The sequence below is a fragment of the Sporomusa sp. genome (assembly GCF_035561155.1).
Classification (GTDB): Bacteria; Bacillota; Negativicutes; order Sporomusales; family Sporomusaceae; genus Sporomusa.
Window position 1 is genome coordinate 1 of sequence record NZ_DATMYD010000140.1, and the last position, 17,251, is coordinate 17,251.

At 43.5% G+C, this 17,251-nt stretch carries 19 protein-coding genes; 7 read left to right on the forward strand and 12 right to left on the reverse strand.

The genetic code is table 11. The annotated features are described in order from the left end of the window. Positions 1-180: 180 nt before the first annotated feature. The 6 genes from VN447_RS18355 to VN447_RS18380 form a co-directional block, all read right to left on the reverse strand. Positions 181-963, reverse strand: a complete 783-nt coding sequence (locus VN447_RS18355) for an AAA family ATPase (protein ID WP_325526981.1) — start codon at positions 961-963, stop codon at positions 181-183. Between the two features lie 35 nt (positions 964-998). After that, complete coding sequence (locus VN447_RS18360) at positions 999-1,280, reverse strand: DUF503 domain-containing protein (protein WP_325526983.1); 282 nt, start codon at positions 1,278-1,280, stop codon at positions 999-1,001. Position 1,281: 1 nt separating this feature from the next. Beyond that, positions 1,282-1,671 (reverse strand): secondary thiamine-phosphate synthase enzyme YjbQ, encoded by a 390-nt coding sequence (locus VN447_RS18365; RefSeq protein ID WP_325526985.1) that lies wholly within the window; start codon positions 1,669-1,671, stop codon positions 1,282-1,284. A 315-nt stretch (positions 1,672-1,986) separates the two neighbouring features. Beyond that, the gene (megL, locus tag VN447_RS18370) at positions 1,987-3,177 is read right to left on the reverse strand and encodes a methionine gamma-lyase (protein WP_325526987.1); all 1,191 of its coding nucleotides are present in this window, start codon (positions 3,175-3,177) and stop codon (positions 1,987-1,989) included. Positions 3,178-3,310: 133 nt separating this feature from the next. Continuing rightward, on the reverse strand, positions 3,311-4,594 hold the full coding sequence (locus VN447_RS18375; RefSeq protein ID WP_325526989.1) for a sigma-54 interaction domain-containing protein: 1,284 nt from the start codon (positions 4,592-4,594) through the stop codon (positions 3,311-3,313). Next, entirely contained in the window at positions 4,516-4,887 is a 372-nt protein-coding gene (locus VN447_RS18380; RefSeq protein ID WP_325526991.1) for an ACT domain-containing protein, read from the reverse strand. The genes VN447_RS18375 and VN447_RS18380 overlap by 79 nt, the downstream gene beginning before the upstream one ends. Before the next feature lie 552 nt (positions 4,888-5,439). Here VN447_RS18380 and VN447_RS18385 point away from each other — a divergent pair. Beyond that, the gene (locus VN447_RS18385) at positions 5,440-6,135 is read left to right on the forward strand and encodes a 4Fe-4S dicluster domain-containing protein (protein ID WP_325526993.1); all 696 of its coding nucleotides are present in this window, start codon (positions 5,440-5,442) and stop codon (positions 6,133-6,135) included. A 19-nt stretch (positions 6,136-6,154) separates the two neighbouring features. Here the strand turns inward: VN447_RS18385 and VN447_RS18390 are convergent, their stop codons facing one another. Beyond that, complete coding sequence (locus VN447_RS18390; RefSeq protein WP_325526995.1) at positions 6,155-6,433, reverse strand: hypothetical protein; 279 nt, start codon at positions 6,431-6,433, stop codon at positions 6,155-6,157. Between the two features lie 204 nt (positions 6,434-6,637). Then, on the reverse strand, positions 6,638-6,976 hold the full coding sequence (locus VN447_RS18395; RefSeq protein WP_325526997.1) for a helix-turn-helix transcriptional regulator: 339 nt from the start codon (positions 6,974-6,976) through the stop codon (positions 6,638-6,640). 176 nt (positions 6,977-7,152) lie between these two features. Between VN447_RS18395 and VN447_RS18400 the strand changes: the two genes are divergently transcribed. From VN447_RS18400 to VN447_RS18410, 3 genes are all read left to right on the forward strand, one after another. Then, complete coding sequence (locus VN447_RS18400) at positions 7,153-7,809, forward strand: GGDEF domain-containing protein (protein ID WP_325526999.1); 657 nt, start codon at positions 7,153-7,155, stop codon at positions 7,807-7,809. Positions 7,810-7,939: 130 nt separating this feature from the next. Continuing rightward, positions 7,940-9,262 (forward strand): M20/M25/M40 family metallo-hydrolase, encoded by a 1,323-nt coding sequence (locus tag VN447_RS18405; protein ID WP_325527001.1) that lies wholly within the window; start codon positions 7,940-7,942, stop codon positions 9,260-9,262. 198 nt (positions 9,263-9,460) lie between these two features. Further along, positions 9,461-9,847 carry a VOC family protein gene (locus VN447_RS18410; protein WP_325527003.1) on the forward strand — a complete coding sequence of 129 codons (387 nt, stop codon included), beginning with the start codon at positions 9,461-9,463 and terminating at the stop codon, positions 9,845-9,847. A 160-nt stretch (positions 9,848-10,007) separates the two neighbouring features. Here the strand turns inward: VN447_RS18410 and VN447_RS18415 are convergent, their stop codons facing one another. From VN447_RS18415 to modA, 3 genes are all read right to left on the reverse strand, one after another. Further along, entirely contained in the window at positions 10,008-10,751 is a 744-nt protein-coding gene (locus VN447_RS18415; RefSeq protein ID WP_325527005.1) for an ATP-binding cassette domain-containing protein, read from the reverse strand. Then, on the reverse strand, positions 10,703-11,389 hold the full coding sequence (gene modB, locus VN447_RS18420) for a molybdate ABC transporter permease subunit (RefSeq protein WP_325527006.1): 687 nt from the start codon (positions 11,387-11,389) through the stop codon (positions 10,703-10,705). The genes VN447_RS18415 and modB overlap by 49 nt, the downstream gene beginning before the upstream one ends. An 86-nt stretch (positions 11,390-11,475) precedes the next feature. Next, positions 11,476-12,282 carry a molybdate ABC transporter substrate-binding protein gene (modA, locus tag VN447_RS18425; RefSeq protein WP_325527008.1) on the reverse strand — a complete coding sequence of 269 codons (807 nt, stop codon included), beginning with the start codon at positions 12,280-12,282 and terminating at the stop codon, positions 11,476-11,478. A 361-nt stretch (positions 12,283-12,643) separates the two neighbouring features. Between modA and VN447_RS18430 the strand changes: the two genes are divergently transcribed. From VN447_RS18430 to VN447_RS18440, 3 genes are all read left to right on the forward strand, one after another. Further along, the gene (locus VN447_RS18430) at positions 12,644-13,579 is read left to right on the forward strand and encodes a helix-turn-helix transcriptional regulator (RefSeq protein ID WP_325527010.1); all 936 of its coding nucleotides are present in this window, start codon (positions 12,644-12,646) and stop codon (positions 13,577-13,579) included. A 226-nt stretch (positions 13,580-13,805) separates the two neighbouring features. Then, on the forward strand, positions 13,806-13,952 hold the full coding sequence (locus tag VN447_RS18435; protein ID WP_325527012.1) for a hypothetical protein: 147 nt from the start codon (positions 13,806-13,808) through the stop codon (positions 13,950-13,952). A gap of 194 nt (positions 13,953-14,146) precedes the next feature. Continuing rightward, a complete protein-coding gene (locus VN447_RS18440) occupies positions 14,147-15,238 on the forward strand; it encodes a glycosyltransferase family 2 protein (RefSeq protein WP_325527014.1) in 1,092 nt (363 codons plus the stop codon). Between the two features lie 119 nt (positions 15,239-15,357). Here the strand turns inward: VN447_RS18440 and VN447_RS18445 are convergent, their stop codons facing one another. Beyond that, positions 15,358-16,956 (reverse strand): hypothetical protein, encoded by a 1,599-nt coding sequence (locus VN447_RS18445; RefSeq protein ID WP_325527016.1) that lies wholly within the window; start codon positions 16,954-16,956, stop codon positions 15,358-15,360. Positions 16,957-17,251 lie beyond the last annotated feature (295 nt).

Genomic DNA, 17,251 nt, shown 5'->3' on the forward strand with positions numbered 1-17,251 from the left:
AGACCGGAGTTTTGCCGCCGACTTCCTTCAGATTCGCCCTCACAGGCGACACCCTTGTCTTAGGCTAACGGTTGGCACTATCAACCCCCGTATTGGACTTTCACCAACAAGTAAGCGCCCATGCTGGGCGCACATAAAAAAAGACGTCTGAGAATAACTCAGACGCCTTGTCATTCGATTTTACTCGTCCAATAGGATCTTTAGCATTTTATCCCGATTGTTAGTAAACTCTTTCATGATCAAATAATGCTCTGTTTGCTCATAATCGGTCTGTTGTATGCCCGACTGGCTAAGCTGTATGATCACACTGTCAGGATAAGCCATAATAATCGGGGAATGCGTTGCAATAATGAGTTGCGAGTTTTGCTGAACCAACTCATGTATGCGCGAAATCAGTGCCATTTGCCGTACAGGTGACAAAGCCGCCTCCGGTTCATCCAGAATATACAACCCATTGCCACCCAATCTGTTTTGAAACACAGCAAAGAACGATTCCCCATGGGACATCTGATGCAAGGATCTCCCGCCATAGGATGTAATAATTCTATTGCCAGACCCGCCTGCCGAATCCAGTTGTTCAATCGTTGTTGCCAAATTATAAAAACTCTCTGCCCGGAGAAAAAAACCGTCGCGCGGGCGCTTCGTTCCCTTGACTAATCGTATGTATTCATTGAGTTCGGAGTGAGATGCCTGCGTACTAAAGGTAAAGTTGGCTGTTCCGCCTTCGGCATTAAAGCCCCAGGCAACCGCTACCGCCTCCAGCAAAGTAGACTTGCCTGTCCCGTTCTCGCCCACAATAAACGTAACCCGGGGATGAAATGCCAACTCATGCAAATCACAAATAGCCGGTAAACAAAACGGATACACATCAAATCGTTCGACCTTATCCCGCAGCAGTTGGACACTGCGAATATATTGCTGGGCTCCATGCATCACTCTGTCATCACCATACCACGAGAACATCCGAAGATGTCCCAATTTATCGCTTGTACGTCCTGCTAGACATATTCAACCAAAAATTCCACAGTTTCGGCTTCCCCGCAATCGTCGACAATGCCGCGAATAAGGTTGACCTGCCTGTCGAGCATAACCTTGTCGCTGCTCACCATAGCCACACCGATCTCGGCCCGCTGCCAGGAATCCTGAAAATCGGTCTCAGCTACCGAGGCATTGGCCCGTGAACGAATTCTCTGCGTAATGCTTTTAATAATATGCCGTTTTCCTTTAAGCGAGCCTACCCCCGGCATAAATAATGTAATGGAGCATACAACAACATGCATGTTAACTCCCCATAACCTGCACCCAAACATTACGCCGGCGCGGCCCGTCAAATTCACAAAAATAAATCCCCTGCCAAGTCCCTAGCAGTAAATCATCGTCCACAACCGGCAAGGAAATGGAACACCCTACCAGCGAGCTCTTCACATGAGCGGGAGAATTGCCTTCCCTGTGACGATACGGTAGGTTGGGAACCATGCGATCAAGCACCGCCAGCATATCGGCAACCACATCCGGATCAGCATTTTCATTGACGGTTACCCCGGCTGTGGTATGGGGAATGAACACCTGACAAATCCCTTGCCCGATATGACTGCGCCGGACAATCTCCCTTACCTTGGCAGTAATATCAACGAAACCTTCATGAGGAGTATCCAGACAGAACTGATCCATGTTTGTCACCTCTTAAACATTGGCTTTGATTTCGAGCAGAATGAGCCTTCTTTTGAATAGCAGAAACTATACCACTCTCTTCTGAGTATTATACATATCTATATCGTTCGCTAAAAAGTACTATTTTCCTGTTTTGGCTTATCAATGTCTACTATTGGGCTGATTTATAACTCCAGCTATACTTTCTACCTCTCCATTTTGCATTTTTAGAAAATGTACTTTTCATAATATTACCATAGACAAAAATAAATAACCCAAGTGAGCTTTAATAACTCACTTGGGCCTGTCAGTTTGAAGGCAAATACTAATTATATTCTATATCAACGCTAGCGCTTGTTCAAGATCTCTAATAATATCTTCCGGGTCTTCCAGCCCCACTGACAGCCTGATAAGACCATCGCTAATACCGGCTTTCAAACGTTCTTCCCGGGCTATCGGCGAATGGGTCATGGAAGCGGGATGCTGAATCAGTGTTTCAGTGTCACCAAGACTCACTGCCAATGCACAAAGTTTAACATTATTCATTACCAACCGCCCTGCTTCTACCCCTCCGGTTATCTCAAAGCTAATAATAGCTCCAAAGCTGGACATTTGTGTTAAGGCAAGTTGATGTTGGGGATGATTTTTTAAACCCGGATAATACACCTTTTGCACTTTCTGGTGGTTTTCCAGATATTGAGCAACCTGCATGGCATTTTTACAATGACGTTCCATGCGAACGCCAAGAGTTTTAATCCCGCGCAAAGTCAGCCACGCATTAAAAGGGCTGATACAGCCACCAGTAATATCTTTTACACCCACAAAGCGTACTGCATTAATAAAATCTCTTTTTCCTAAAACAACGCCGGCAACAACATCACCATGCCCATTAATATATTTAGTGGCACTATGTACAACGATATCAGCACCTAGTTCCAACGGGCGTTGGCAGTACGGAGACATAAAGGTATTGTCTACGATAAGCTGCGCATTGTAAGCATGCGTCAGCTTAGCAGTTTCAGCAATATCAATAATTGTCAGTGTTGGGTTGGCCGGAGTTTCAATATATACAACTTTGGTATTAGGTTGCATCGCCTTGCGGATATTCTCCGGATCAGCTGCATTCACAAAGGTAACCTCAATTCCAAATTTAGGCATGCTATGGGATAAAAGAGCATGTGTACACCCATACAAAGTATCAGCTGCTATAATATGATCCCCACTGCTACAAAGCGTCCAAAGAGAGGCGGCAATCGCTGTCATACCAGAAGCAACTGCTATAGCTGCTTCTGCTTTTTCAAGTGCTGCCATTTTTAGTTCAAGTGCCTGTTGGGTTGGATTTCCTAACCGAGTATATATAAACCCTTCTTCTGCTAAAGCAAATCTAGCAGCTCCTTGTTCAGCATTTTCAAATACAAAAGTTGATGTTTGATAGATTGGGGTCGATAGTGCACCTGTTACTGGATCTGGTGATTGGCCAGCATGAATGATTGTAGTATTATAGCCTACATTTTGATGATTGTTCATAAAACTAGACCTCCTCGCTCAATATATACAACATTTCAATTGCAACTTTCATGCCATATTCCACATACAGAAGCATGAGTATACTGAAAAAGAAAAACCATGCCGTCAAAGGCATGGTACATCAATGAGAACATTATTTGCGAGAAGTAGGAGACAGTAGGTGCTCTAATTTATAGCGTCGAATCTTATTTAAAACGGCAGTATGAGATAGACCAACCTCGCGGGCTGCACCCCGGGCGCTTCCATGCTTTTGCAAGGCTTTTTCCAGGATTGTTTTTTCCGTATGATCTATTGTCTTTTTTAGATTGTTTTCATTTTGTGCCAAATTATTGCCATTCTCAAGGTTTATTTCACCTGTTATTAACAGATTGGAGATTTCGATCTCCCCACCAACGGTAAGATGGATTGCCCGCAGAACCACATTTTGCAGCTCTCTCACATTCCCCGGCCACGCATAACTTGTCAAAAGATTAAACGCAGCCTGAGAAAACTCTAGGCTTTTATTTAATTCAATACAATATTTTGTATGAAAGTACTTCAAAAGCAGCGGAACATCCTCTGGTCGTTTTCTTAATGGTGGAATATTAATAGGAATAACATTAATTCGATAATATAAATCTTGACGAAACTGCTTTGTCTCTACCATTTCCTCCAAGTTCCGGTTTGTTGCTGCGATAATTCGGACATCAATCGGAATATGTCTGTTACTGCCCACACGCCGGATAACCCCCTCCTGTATGGCTCTCAACAGTTTTCCTTGTAAAATAAGTGATAACTCACCAATTTCGTCAAGAAATAGGGTGCCATGATGAGCTGCTTCAAATAACCCAATTTCCCCCCCTTTCTTCGCACCGCTAAAAGCGCCTTCCTCATATCCGAACAATTCACTTTCTAATAAAGTTTCTGGTAGAGCAGCGCAGTTAATGGGTACAAAAGGATGATTATTGCGGGTACTGTCCTCATGTATAGCTCTGGCAAATAACTCTTTACCTGTTCCACTTTCTCCTCTGACTAAAACCGTACAGTCACTTATTGCCACTCTTTGGGCAATGTCAATGACGTATTCCATTGCTGAACTGGCACGGATAATATCGTTAAATCCAAAAGTTTGACTTTTAATCATAGAATGAACTAATTTTTGAGCTGCCTTCATACTTTTTAGGGTTGCTACAGCTCCTATGATTTGATTGTTTTCATTCCTTATTGTTCGTCCGGAACATAAGTAGTGAAGGATACCGCGGGGCGTATCAGTCAACATTTGTTGATTATCAAAACTATGACCCTTTAAAAGCTCCAGCAGTTGAGTATCAGCCCCTGTTAGTTGTTTGATTTGTTGCCCTACTGCTTTCCCTTGCTCAACATAAAGCAAGCTTGCTGCTGCGGAATTGATATAGCGGATGGTCCCTTCATTATCCAAACCGATAATCCCATCGTTAGCCGACTCCAAAACAGCTTGCAATTCTTTTTCCCTTGTTCATAAGGCTGTAAAGCAATATCAATAATATCAATAATGTCAGTATGATATAGTAATTCTCTTTTTAGAATTTCTTCCAGTCTACTCGCAGTGTCTACATGAAACTTGATGAAAATCTGTCCTGTAGAGACCTCCATCGAACTTATACTTACTCCTTCGCGGGAAAATACCTGGACCACATCTTGAATCATCCCAATACGGTCTGTTGTTTTAACCATCCAGCGAATTACAGACATATTTATGCGCTCCTATCACAAAGGATATATTTAATTTTACTTTGTACTATCTTCTAATATCAAGCGTTTAATTTCTCATTGTTACTTTAATGCAGCTGCCGCAAAGCAGCTTCTTTTACGAAATTGCCATTAGTGGAAATGTTGTTGCCACTTCTGTCAATAATATTTCCACTAATGGCAATATATCTTTCCACTCTTTAATTTCTATCTGCAATAGTTCACAAATACATATACTGGCATAATTATTGCGTAAGTTTTTCATTATTGTCCTGTTATTGATTGCAATGTCTACTATTGGGCTAGGTTACAACTTCCGGCTATACTTTCCTGCCTCTCCATTATTCATTCTAAGAAAATGCGCTTTCTAATATTGCCATAGACAAAAATAAATAACCCAAGTGAATTTAAAACGCACTTGGGCCAATTCATTCCAGAAATATGTTAAAACCGGAAGGATTTTCATCTAATTTAAAGAATGCAATACTTTAAATACACCCGCCTTTGTTGGCGCAATTAGGCGCATATTAATACACCTTAGGAGGAGGCCAGTTCATGCATTTTGAAGGCAAAGATGAATTTCTTGAGGAACGTTTAGCTAAATTTGATAAATGGATACAGGAAGGTAAAATTCCCTCATCCTCCAAAGTTATTCCTGTATCGGAGTCTCTGTCTGGACTTCAATGGGTATTACCGACCCAGCAGGTACTAGAGATCTTGCGCAATATGCGAACCTTCGCGCTAGCCAACTGTATGTGTCGTGAACGCTATCAGCGTTGTGACAACCCTTTGGAGATATGTATTCTCACCAATGATACTGCTGATCAATGGGTTGCGGAAGGAAAAGCAAGATATATCACGCTCGACGAAGCTAAGGTACGCTTAAAATTGGCTCATGAACATGGATTAGTACATCTTACCTTCTATAACCCCAACCAATATATATATGCTTTATGCAGTTGTTGCGAATGCTGTTGCCATGACCTGCAGTTTATGAAAAAATATCAACGACCTGATCTCATCGCCCATGCCGATTACGTTGCAGAAGTGGACACAATTTCTTGCGTCCAGTGCGGCGCTTGTGTCAAACGGTGTGTTTTCGATGCGCAGGAGAACAGTGGAACATCTGTAGTGTTCCATCAGGAAAAATGCTACGGTTGCGGTGTATGTGTTACTACATGCCCAACAGGTGCTATTAGCATGAGACTCCGCCAAAATCAGCGACTTCAAATTCAAGCTGCTAGGGACTAACGTTTCCGGGGGATATTGATCATACTATCAAGCAGGTAGGATCGCTTAGTATAGCATCCTTGATCTGCTTTTTTTTGTCAATGTGGTGTCCACTAGATATATCAATCGAGGTGCTTCCATTTGCTCTGAAATGGAAATCCACAAAAAAGCACGAGCCATCGGCTTCTATTTCTATTCTATGGCGGTGTCCACCTTTATGAATCAAATCTGAAACAGTAAATTCTTTATAATTTACAGAACAGAATTTTTTAATAGTAGAAACAAGTATTTCTCTATTTAGCATTTTTTCTCTACTCATAGTATTATTTCCCCTCATTCATATGTACATTATTTAAAATTTATTTGTTGCCGCATAGCATTTATATTATACTGATAAATTTGTAAAATCAATGCCTAGACCCTATTTTCACTTCCTGTTGCTGCCACAAGGGCTTAACAACCTGCAAAGACCTCCTATTGTAATTTCCAATTACAATAGGAGGTCTTTCATAGTACCGTCGTATTATTGCGGGATCACCTTGTACTTGGTAATGAGTTTGACTACGTCAATGATTAGCTGGAGTTTTTCAGGTGGACATGCCTGAAGAAGCTGCGCTATATCCGTTTTAAGATAATCCTGTGAATGATAAGAGACACCGGTAAGAAAATAGCCTGGCTCGACATCTAACAGACTGGCTAGCCGTACCAGCATTTCCAGGCTCAGTTTTGTCTTACCGTTTTCCACCTGGCTAATATAGACAGTAGAAACTTCTAGACTTTCAGCAACTTTTTCCTGCGTAAAGCGTTTTTGTTTGCGAATTTTCTTAATTCGTTGCCCAAGGGCATAGTAATCAACATACACACACATCACCTGATATTTACTATATCAATGTCAGTAAAATGTATACATAAAATCATTGATTAATATTAAGTTATAGATTAATATTTAATTTATAACTTAATATTACCCAGACACGATAGTGATGGTAGTAATGCTCTGCAAGAATTTAGTCAATTGACTTCAGTAGGGGTGGATAAGTGTTTTACAATTACGCTGGGTTAATACTTTCAACGCTTGGAACATTAATTGGTATAACCGGCGGCTATTTGGACTTGGCTCTTCAAATTAGCTATAAAGGGTTATTGTGGACAGGAATTACCTTTGTCTTTTCCGTAGGCGGTTTTGTAATCGGAGGTTTAATCCGGAAGCTAAGCATAATTTCTCACACAGATTTTTTAACAGGATTGTGGAACAGAAGATATTTTTATTTGATGCTACAAGAACAGAGACTCCGGTCAACCGGACAAAGAGCTCAGTTATGTGTGGCCATGATTGATGTTGACGGCTTTAAGGCAATTAACGATTCTTATGGACACACGGTGGGCGATGAACTATTGTCAGGGCTCGCAACTATATTAAAAAGAAACGCGAAAAGTACGGACATCGTTACACGTTGGGGCGGCGACGAGTTTGCTATCATTTTCTCTGGGATTACTGTTGAAAACGCCCGTGAAGTTATGGAGAGAATTCGCAACCTCGTTGAAACAGCTTTCTTACCCTATCGCTTAACCATAAGCGCGGGTATAGTACCCTTAAGAACTAACCGGGATTTAAATGAACTTCTGATGCGAGCCGATCAAGCCTTGTATACAGCAAAAACACAGAAGAACACAATTATTACTGTAACTGACTGATAGGAGCTTTACTCTTAAGACTCAGGAGCACCTCTCGACTCCAATATTGGAAAATTTTTCTATAATATTGCCAATATTTTCAAAAATGTTTATAATTACAGATAGAAAGTTTCACAGGGGGAATGTGATTATGTCTAAGACCGTGCTTGCCATCAGTCTCATTTTTCTGTTTTTGTTCTCATCATTGGCTGCGGCCGCTCCCGCCACGCTTGACAGCGGCGCAGTGAAGCAAGTGGTCGGCAGTCAGTACACCGATTTTGTCAAGGATCTGGAAAAACTGGTCAATATCGACTCCGGCACCGGCACTGCTGAAGGCAGCGCCCAGATCGCCAATATTTTGAAAGAGCGCCTCGAACCGCTGGGCGCGACCGTGGAATTCCGCCCAAACAGCAAAGGCACACATGTGATTGCCCGTTTGAAGGGCGAGGGCAAACTGCGGGTACTGCTTTCTCCTCATACAGACACTGTCTTTGAACCAGGTGAAGCGGCCAAACGCCCCTTCCGCATGGATGACAAAGGCTTCGCCTATGGTCCTGGCGCCGGTGATTGCAAGGCATCGGTGACGCAAATGGTATATATGATTAAATCGATTAAAGAATTGGGTTTTAAAAACTTCGGCGAGCTCATTGTCTACTTTGACGCCGAAGAAGAAACCGGCTCTGACGACGAAGGCGCCATCTTAGAAGAACTGTCCAAGCAAGTGGATGTTGCGATGATCGTTGACACCGCGCGACCTGACTGGGGCATCGCCACCCAGCGTAAGGGCAGCGCCAAGTACGATATCAAAGTGACCGGTATTTCCGGCCACGCCGGCAATGCGCCGCAGGCTTCGGCCAGCGCCATAATGGAATTGGGCAATCAGATCTCGATGCTCTACAAGCTGGCCAGCCCACTACCAAAAGACCCCCAAAACTATAGCGCTGACGCGCTTAAAGCTAAAGGAATTAGCGACCACGGCCAGTATATTCCTGACAATAGCATTAACGTAGGGGTCATCAGCACAACTAACACCAAACGCAACCGCATCCCGGACAACGCTATGGCGCAAATTGAAGTGCGCTGTTATACCATGGCCGAGCTGCAACGTCTCGATAAGGAAATCAAGGCTATGGCTACCAAAACCGTCGTTCCCGGCGTTAAAGTGACGATTGAGGGCGGAATAGGCGTCAATCCCATGGAAAAAACGCCTCGGGTTGCCAAGCTCATCGACATGTACAAAGGCATTGCCAAGAAAGAATATGGCGCTGATGTGGTAGAATGGGTCGCCGGCGGCATTACTGTAGGCAACGACACCGCGAAACATGTTCCGACCATCGATGCTCTCGGCGTAGAGTCTGACCCGATGACCGAACACACCGATCGCGAATCAGTCAACCTCAACTCCTTCGTTCCCCGCACCGTTTCCCTCATCTTGTTCATCGACCAGATGTCTCAAGCCTGGCCGATAAAATAACGATTCTAAATAAAAACATCGTAGACTTGTGACCAGTCTACGATGTTTCTTTATGTTCTCACTATTCCTATGTTTTACTGCAATAGAGATAATGGCTTTTCAAGTGGTCTCTTGGTTATACTAAATGTGTCATAAGATCGAAGAATACCGCTTCGGGCTAATAATGCCTTGTTGACGGAGTAAAGCGAATTAGTAGGAGTGTGCAAAAATATGGATGAGAAAATCAATCCGGTAATTTGGTTCGAGATTCCTGTGGTGGATATGGCCAGAGGCAAGGCATTCTATGAAGCGGTGTTTGACCGAAAACTAACTGTTGTCGACATGGGTCCGAGACAGATGGCTATGTTTCCGATGGAAATGGGTGTTCCTGGAGTTGGCGGGGCGCTGGTGATGGAGGAACACTTTGTGCCGTCCTATGCTGGCACGATGGTATACTTTTCTGTGGCCGACATCACCGGTACGCTGAACAAGGTAGTTGCGAACAAAGGTAAGGAACTGATCCCTAAGACAAGTATCGGGGAATATGGTTTTTGCGCTTATTTTGAAGACAGTGAGGGCAACCGGATCGGGTTGCACACGATGTAGTGTGTTTAAAAAGCCGCTACCGCGAAAACTGGCCCTAATAGAGCACTCCTGACTTTTAACCATAAAAATGCAGCAATTCCTGTAAAAACAAGAATTGCTGCATTTTTGCGTTGCAGGCAACATTTTTCCCTGCTGATCTTAAACAGTGGATAACTATCCCTTATAAAGCAAGGCGCCCCCCTACTTTAGTGCATGTGGCGGCGTTGTCCCAAGTTACCAATTGTTGCACCTGAAGACCCTTTTCCATAAATAGAATTTGATCCCCCAGTGCTTTGGCCTCTTCCGGATCGTGGGTGACCAGAACAAAGGGAATATTCCATATTTCCTGCATTCGCCTTAACTCGGCTTGCAGTTCCAGCCGAGTTGCTCGGTCAAGCGAAGACATCGGTTCATCTAACAGGAGAATGCTGGGTTCAGCCATTAAAGCACGTGCCAACGCCACCCGCTGTTTCTCCCCTCCCGACAACCGGTCAATAAACCGGTTTGAAAGGTGTTCGATTTTCAAGAGGCTCATTAGCCTTTCATATAACTCATTCGCTTTGTCATCGCTTTGCTTAACCCCATACCAAATGTTTCTTCTTACATCCATATGCGGAAACAATGCGTATTCCTGAAACATGTACCCGATATTACGTAATCGGGGAGGCACGCAAACCTTTTCCTCTGAAGAAAAAAGTACTTTTCCATTATGGATGATTTTTCCTTGATCAGGCTTCAATAATCCTGATATACAACGTAGTGTGGTTGTTTTTCCACAGCCAGAGTGCCCGTATAATACCAAAATGTTGTTTTGTACTGAAAACTGAATATGCAGCGTAAAGTCCGCCAGCTTCTTTTTGATATCCACACAAAGCATCAAAACACCCCCCGTGGAGCAGCTGATCCACTTCTTGATTTTGTCCATATATTGAGCCAGTAGATTAAAGAAAAGGTGATCAGACTGATAATCAGCACATAGCTACCGGCAAGCGTTAAATCGTTAGATTCGGCAGCAAAGTAAATCGCCAGCGGCAATGTTTGAGTTTTACCCGGGATATTGCCAGCCACCATAATAGTTGCGCCAAATTCGCCAAGCGCCCTGGCAAAGGATAGAACCAGCCCTGAAACTAACCCATGCCATGCCAGTGGCATGGTAACTGTGAAAAAGACGCGCCATTCATTGGCGCCGAGTGTCCGGGCGGCGTCTTCCAGACTTCGGTCAATGCTCTGAAACGCCGCTTTGGTACTTTGATACATTAAGGGGAACGCGACCACAGTACCTGCCAGAACGGCTGCGTAAGGCGTAAAAATAATCTGTGTTTGTAGCTGCTCAGATAAGAAACGTCCCACCGGCCCTTGCTTGCCTATCAAAAGCAGCAGCAGGAAACCGGTAACTACCGGTGGTAAGACCAGGGGAAGCGTGAAAAGAGCTTCCAAGACCGCTTTACCAGGAAATTCGAAGCCCCGCATGACATAAGCAGCAGCGACACCCAGCACGAACACAAAGCAGAGAGAAACGAATGCTACCTTTAGCGAAAGAATAATCGGCTGCCACTCAATCATGTAATCACCTACTTCATTAAATTGCGCCCATGGCCTTAAACCAGTATTTTGCAAATGCCTTGTAACAATCGCCACCTTGTTACAGACTATTTCCCCATAGTAAACCCATTCTTTTCAAAGATCGCTTTGCTCTCTGACCCGAATAAGTAATTAATAAAATCTTCTGCTGCCTTGACCTGTTTGGTGCTTGTTACTACAGCAATCGGATATACTATCGGTTGATGGCTTCCTTCCGGTGCAGTAGCAACCACTTTGATCTTGTCACTTGATATAGCGTCCGTCTTGTAAACAATGCCAGCTTCCACATTGCCTGTTTCGGTATATGTTAACACTGTCCGAACATCCTTGGCAAACACAACTTTATCCTGCACTTTATCCCATACACCTAATTTCTGTAAAACTTCTTTTGCGTATTGACCGGCAGGAACTACCGCTGTCTCGCCTAAGGCAATTTTCTTTATCCCATCCTGGGTCAAATCTTCATATTTCGTAATATTCAACTTGGATTCTTTTGGTATAACTACTACCAGTTTGTTTTCCACTAGATTTTTCCGTGTCGCTGGATCGATCATTTTTTTCTCCTGCAGCTCATTCATTTGCTTGGGAGCGGCCGAGATAAAAATGTCAGCAGGAGCGCCCTGTTCAATCTGCTTTTGCAATGAGCCGGATGCACCCAGGTTAAACACTAGCTTGATATTAGGGTTCTTAGCCTGATAGTTTTTTTGTATTTCAGTAAGAGCATCTTTCATACTAACTGCGGCCGAAATATCGAGTTCAACCGGCGTCTGTTGGGCAGCCTGAGGAGCCTCCTTAGCCCCACCGCAGCCAGCTAAAAGCAATCCCACTAACAATAGAGTTGCAAATACTGTAAGTAATTTTGTTTTCGTTTTCATAAATACTTATCCTCCTCTAATTTTTCTATCAGTCAGGTAATATCTTCCTGCAAACCAACTTCTAGACAATTGAGAAGCAGCGTTCCTATTCCACTTAACACAACATCCCTCCTAACTAGGTATACATCGATATAAAAAAAGTCAGCTATCGTAATTAAAAATAAACTACGTTTAACTGACACAACTTTGTATCGATTATATTGAACTCATATTCCCTTAATTTAAAATAAGCTTCATTAAGTTTTCAAACATAAACTAACATAAACAAACATAAGCCTTATGGTGTTATTATACAATTTGTTGTACTATTAATGCAAGAGGTTTGTACAATTATTTGTAAATAAGGAGGACTCAGTCGAAAATGACGGAAACCATCTCCTATACTCCAGATGAAGTATCAAAAATATTGAAGATATCCCGTTTTACCGTTTATGAGATGATCAAGCGCGGTGACCTTGCAGCTTACCGCATTGGCCGCAAAGTCCGGGTTGAAGCGCCGGATTTGGATGTATATATTAAAAACTCGAAAGGCAACTCACTGGCCGCGTCTATATCTGAAGCCAGGCCGGCCGAGGCCGCTTCCCCTGTAGACGATAGTATTATTCTTTGTGGCCAAGATGTTATCTTAGATATCTTAGCACGGCATCTAGGAAAAGAAATGCCGCATGTCCGCTTTTTACGTAATTATGTTGGCAGTGTCGACGGACTGCTGGCCCTGTACCGTGGTACAGTCAATGCAGTAACCGCCCACCTCTGGGACAGCGACACAGACACCTATAACCTACCTTATGTGCGAAGATTCCTTCCCGGCCACCACACACTCATTGTCAACCTTGCCTACCGGATTGAAGGATTCTACGTACACAAAGGGAATCCCAAAAACCTCATGACCTGGGAGGACCTAAGCCGACCATCTGTCCGGCTAGTCAACCGCGAACCTGGGGCAGGTGCCCGGGTACTGCTGGATGAAAAACTCCGAATGCTCAATATTAACCATAAAAGCATTATAGGCTACGACCATGAACAAATGAGTCATCTGGCGGTGGCCAGCGCAGTAGCCCGCGATCAGGCGGATGTGGGCGTAGGCATTGAAAAAGTGGCGCAACAGGTAAGTGGCATTGACTTTATTCCTCTGCAAAAGGAACGCTATGACCTCATTATCCGCCGAGAAGATTCTGAAAAACCGCAATTCCAAGCACTTTTGTCCATTCTCCGCTCTCAGACTTTCCGTAACGAAGTCCAAGGGTTAGGTGGTTATGATCTGAAACATACCGGCAATATACTTGGCGAAACCTGATAGGCGATAAAATTTAAAGCCCAAACCTTCTAAGTTAAAGGTTTGGGCTTATTATTGTTTCCAAAATTAACAAAACATAACAAAAACCACTATCATACCGTAATCAAACCGTATGACATTGACATAACTTAGATTTAGATATGTATTTTTTGTTTTGCATGATGGGTCACCTCCTTTCAACATAATCCGTATAATAAAGTAACCGTATTATAAGGGTGGTGATAATTTGATTATTGATTTTGATGAACAAAAATTTAGAGATGAAGTTAAGAATATGGTTCGCCCCTTAGGCTTAAGCAAACGTCAGGTTGCAGAAATTGTGAGTCAGGCATTATCAGCGATCCGTAGAGCAAGTAGACCAGTAAAAATGTAATTTTAGATTAAAAGCAATCATTTGGCTGTCCTTTGAGGTCGGCCATTTCTTTTTCTAGTTGGAAATAGTGCCCTTGTCCTATGCAAAAAAATACCCCTGGAACCTTTGTTTTGTTCCAGATAATCTTAGTAGCATCTTAAATATTTTAAGCATATGAGTAGAAAGACAACGAAAGTCATGGGAGGTGTCTCTAAATGATTACCATCAGTCTTTGTATGATTGTGAGAAACGAGCAGGATACCCTTGAACGGTGTTTACAATCGGTTCAAGACATCGTGGATGAAATCATTATAGTCGATACAGGATCGACAGACCGGACTAAGGAAATCGCCAGCAAATGGACCCAACATATCTTTGACTTTAAATGGATTGATGATTTTGCGGCGGCACGGAACTTTTCTTTTGCCAAGGCCACAATGAATTATATACTGTGGCTTGATGCCGACGATGTACTGCTGCCCGTAGACAGCCAGAAACTATTCCAGTTAAAGCAATTCTTGTCTCCCGAGGTGGATACTTTGTCCATGCAATATCATTGTGATTTTGACGACCACGGAAATGTTTCACTGAATGTAAGGCGTATTAGACTGGTGAAAAGATCAAGGAATTATCAGTGGGAAGGTGTCGTCCATGAAGATTTATCACTAAAAGGAAAAGACGGAAACTTCTATGACAGCGATATCGTAGTTACACATAAGAGAAATCATAGCACCTCTGACCCTGACAGGAATCTGAAAATTTACGAAACACTGTTGTTAGCAGGCAAGGAATTTACGCTACGAGATACGCTGCACTACGCTATGGAACTCCATCAGCACCGAATGTACCAACAAGCTATAGAGTTCTATCTCAAATTTATGGATATGGAGAATATTACGACAGAAGACCGAATCCATGCTTGCTCCAAATTAGCGGATTGTTATTACCACCTTGGAGATCGAGAACAAGAGCGAGCGTTTATATTCAAGTCTTTTGAATACGATACTCCTCGTCCGGAGTATTGTTGTCGTTTAGGCTATTATTTTCTGGAGAAAAGTCAGTTCTCTCAAGCCGCGTTCTGGTACAAATTAGCTACCGAGTTACCCATGCCGAATAACTGTTGGGCCATCCAAAATCACGCTAGTCATACCTGGTTACCTCATACGCAGCTCGGTCTTTGCTATTACCAAATGGGTGAATACCAACTATCATACCATCACAATAAAATCGCACTGTCTTATCGACCAAATGACCTGGGCATCATCAACAACATAAATCTTCTTGATGAAATAATGAAAAAGAAATAACCATATGGAAAAATACAAGACAAAAAAAGTTTTGGATACATTTGCAAGATTAAAATGACCGTGATCGGAAGCCTAATCCACTTGGATAAAGGCTTCCAACACACGGCCAGTTCTGTGCGTTAAGGATTCACACCTACCCCTCGTGGGTTATTACCGACTGTAATAGTGGCTATAACGGTATGGGTATTCCCACTAATCACGGATTCATTATTACTTGAGTTGTTTGATACGTAAACTGTATTTGTGAGAGGATTCACCCCTAATTCTCGCGGGTTCGAACCGACTGTAACGGTGGCTATGACGCTATTCGAAAGTCCATCAATAACTGAGACATTGTTAGTGATAGAGTTTACCACGTAAATTTGATTCGTGGCAGGATTGACCCCTACCCCTACTGGGAAGGAACCTACTGTAACAGTGGCCATGACAGTGTTTGAGGTTCCATCAATGACCGAAACATTGTTACTGCTGAAGTTTGCTACGTAAATCCGGTTCGTGGTAGGATTGATCCCTACCCCAATTGGCGCAGTCCCTACTGTGATAGTGGCGATGATGGCATTAGTGATTCCACTTATGACGGATACACTGCCACTGCCTCTGTTTGATACGTAAATTCGGTTTGTGGTAGGATTTACCCCTACTCCTTGAGGGTTGGTACCTACTGTAATGGTGGCTATAACCAGATTGGCAGTTCCATCAATGACGGAGATATTGCTATTGTTGAAATTCGCCACGTAAATTCGATTAGTGGTAGGATTAACGCCTACGCCGTTAGGGTTAATACCTACTCCAATGATGGCTATGACCGCATTGGTAGCTCCATCTACGATGAAGACATTACTACTGGTGAAGTTTGCTACGTAAATCCTATTGGTAAGGGGATTCACGCCTATTCCTTCTGGATTAGTACCTACTGTTACGGTAGCTATGACAGTATTTGTATTTCCGTCTATGACGGAGACATTGTTATCTAAATTGTTTGATACATAGATTCGGTTTACTGAAACTGGGGTTGTTGAACCGGTAGCACCAGTAGCGCCAGTAGCGCCAGTAGCGCCAGTAGCGCCAGTAGCGCCGGTAGCGCCAGTAGCTCCAGTAGCTCCAGTAGCACCAGTAGCACCAGTAGCTCCGGTAGCACCAGTAGCTCCGGTAGCACCAGTAGCCCCAGTAGCCCCAGTAGCCCCAGTAGCACCAGTTGCACCAGTTGCACCAGTAGCACCAGTAGCACCAGTTGCACCGGTAGCACCAGTAGCCCCAGTAGCTCCAGTAGCACCAGTAGCCCCAGTAGCTCCAGTAGCTCCAGTAGCTCCGGTTTCGCCAGTAGCTCCAGTAGCTCCAGTAGCTCCAGTAGCACCAGTAGTACCAGTAGCTCCAGTTTCGCCAGTAGCACCAGTAGCACCAGTAGCTCCAGTAGCTCCAGTAGCCCCGGTAGCACCCGTAGCACCGGTAGCACCGGTAGCACCGGTAGCACCAGTAGCACCGGTAGCACCAGTAGCTCCAGTAGCTCCAGTAGCGCCGGTAGCTCCAGTAGCTCCAGTAGCGCCAGTAGCACCAGTAGCGCCAGTAGCGCCAGTAGCGCCAGTAGCACCAGTAGCGCCGGTAGGTCCTTTATCTGGACAAGCCCCACATTGTTTAGGCTTATGGCCCTTAAATTTATCATAGTGATGATAGTGACTATGGCGAGAGCTATGGTTTTTTGTTTTTTCAGATGAGTTCACCTTAACATCGTCTGACTGATCTATGATATTCGCCTCCCTATTTTAATTAAAGTGCGTTACATAATATAATATGAAAAGTTAGTATAAACGTAACTTTTCTCACTATTTATTTCAGTTTAGGAATGGACGGTGCAACGCTGGTATTTGGCTTCAAAGACTCAAGGGGACGGTTCGAAACCACTGAAAAAGTCAAATATAAAGCGATATAGTCCCATTTTTGGTATAATATAGGTAGATATAAATGACGAAAGTTGGGGCTCTCGTATGTTTAAACTTAAGCCGAAACAATTGAGTC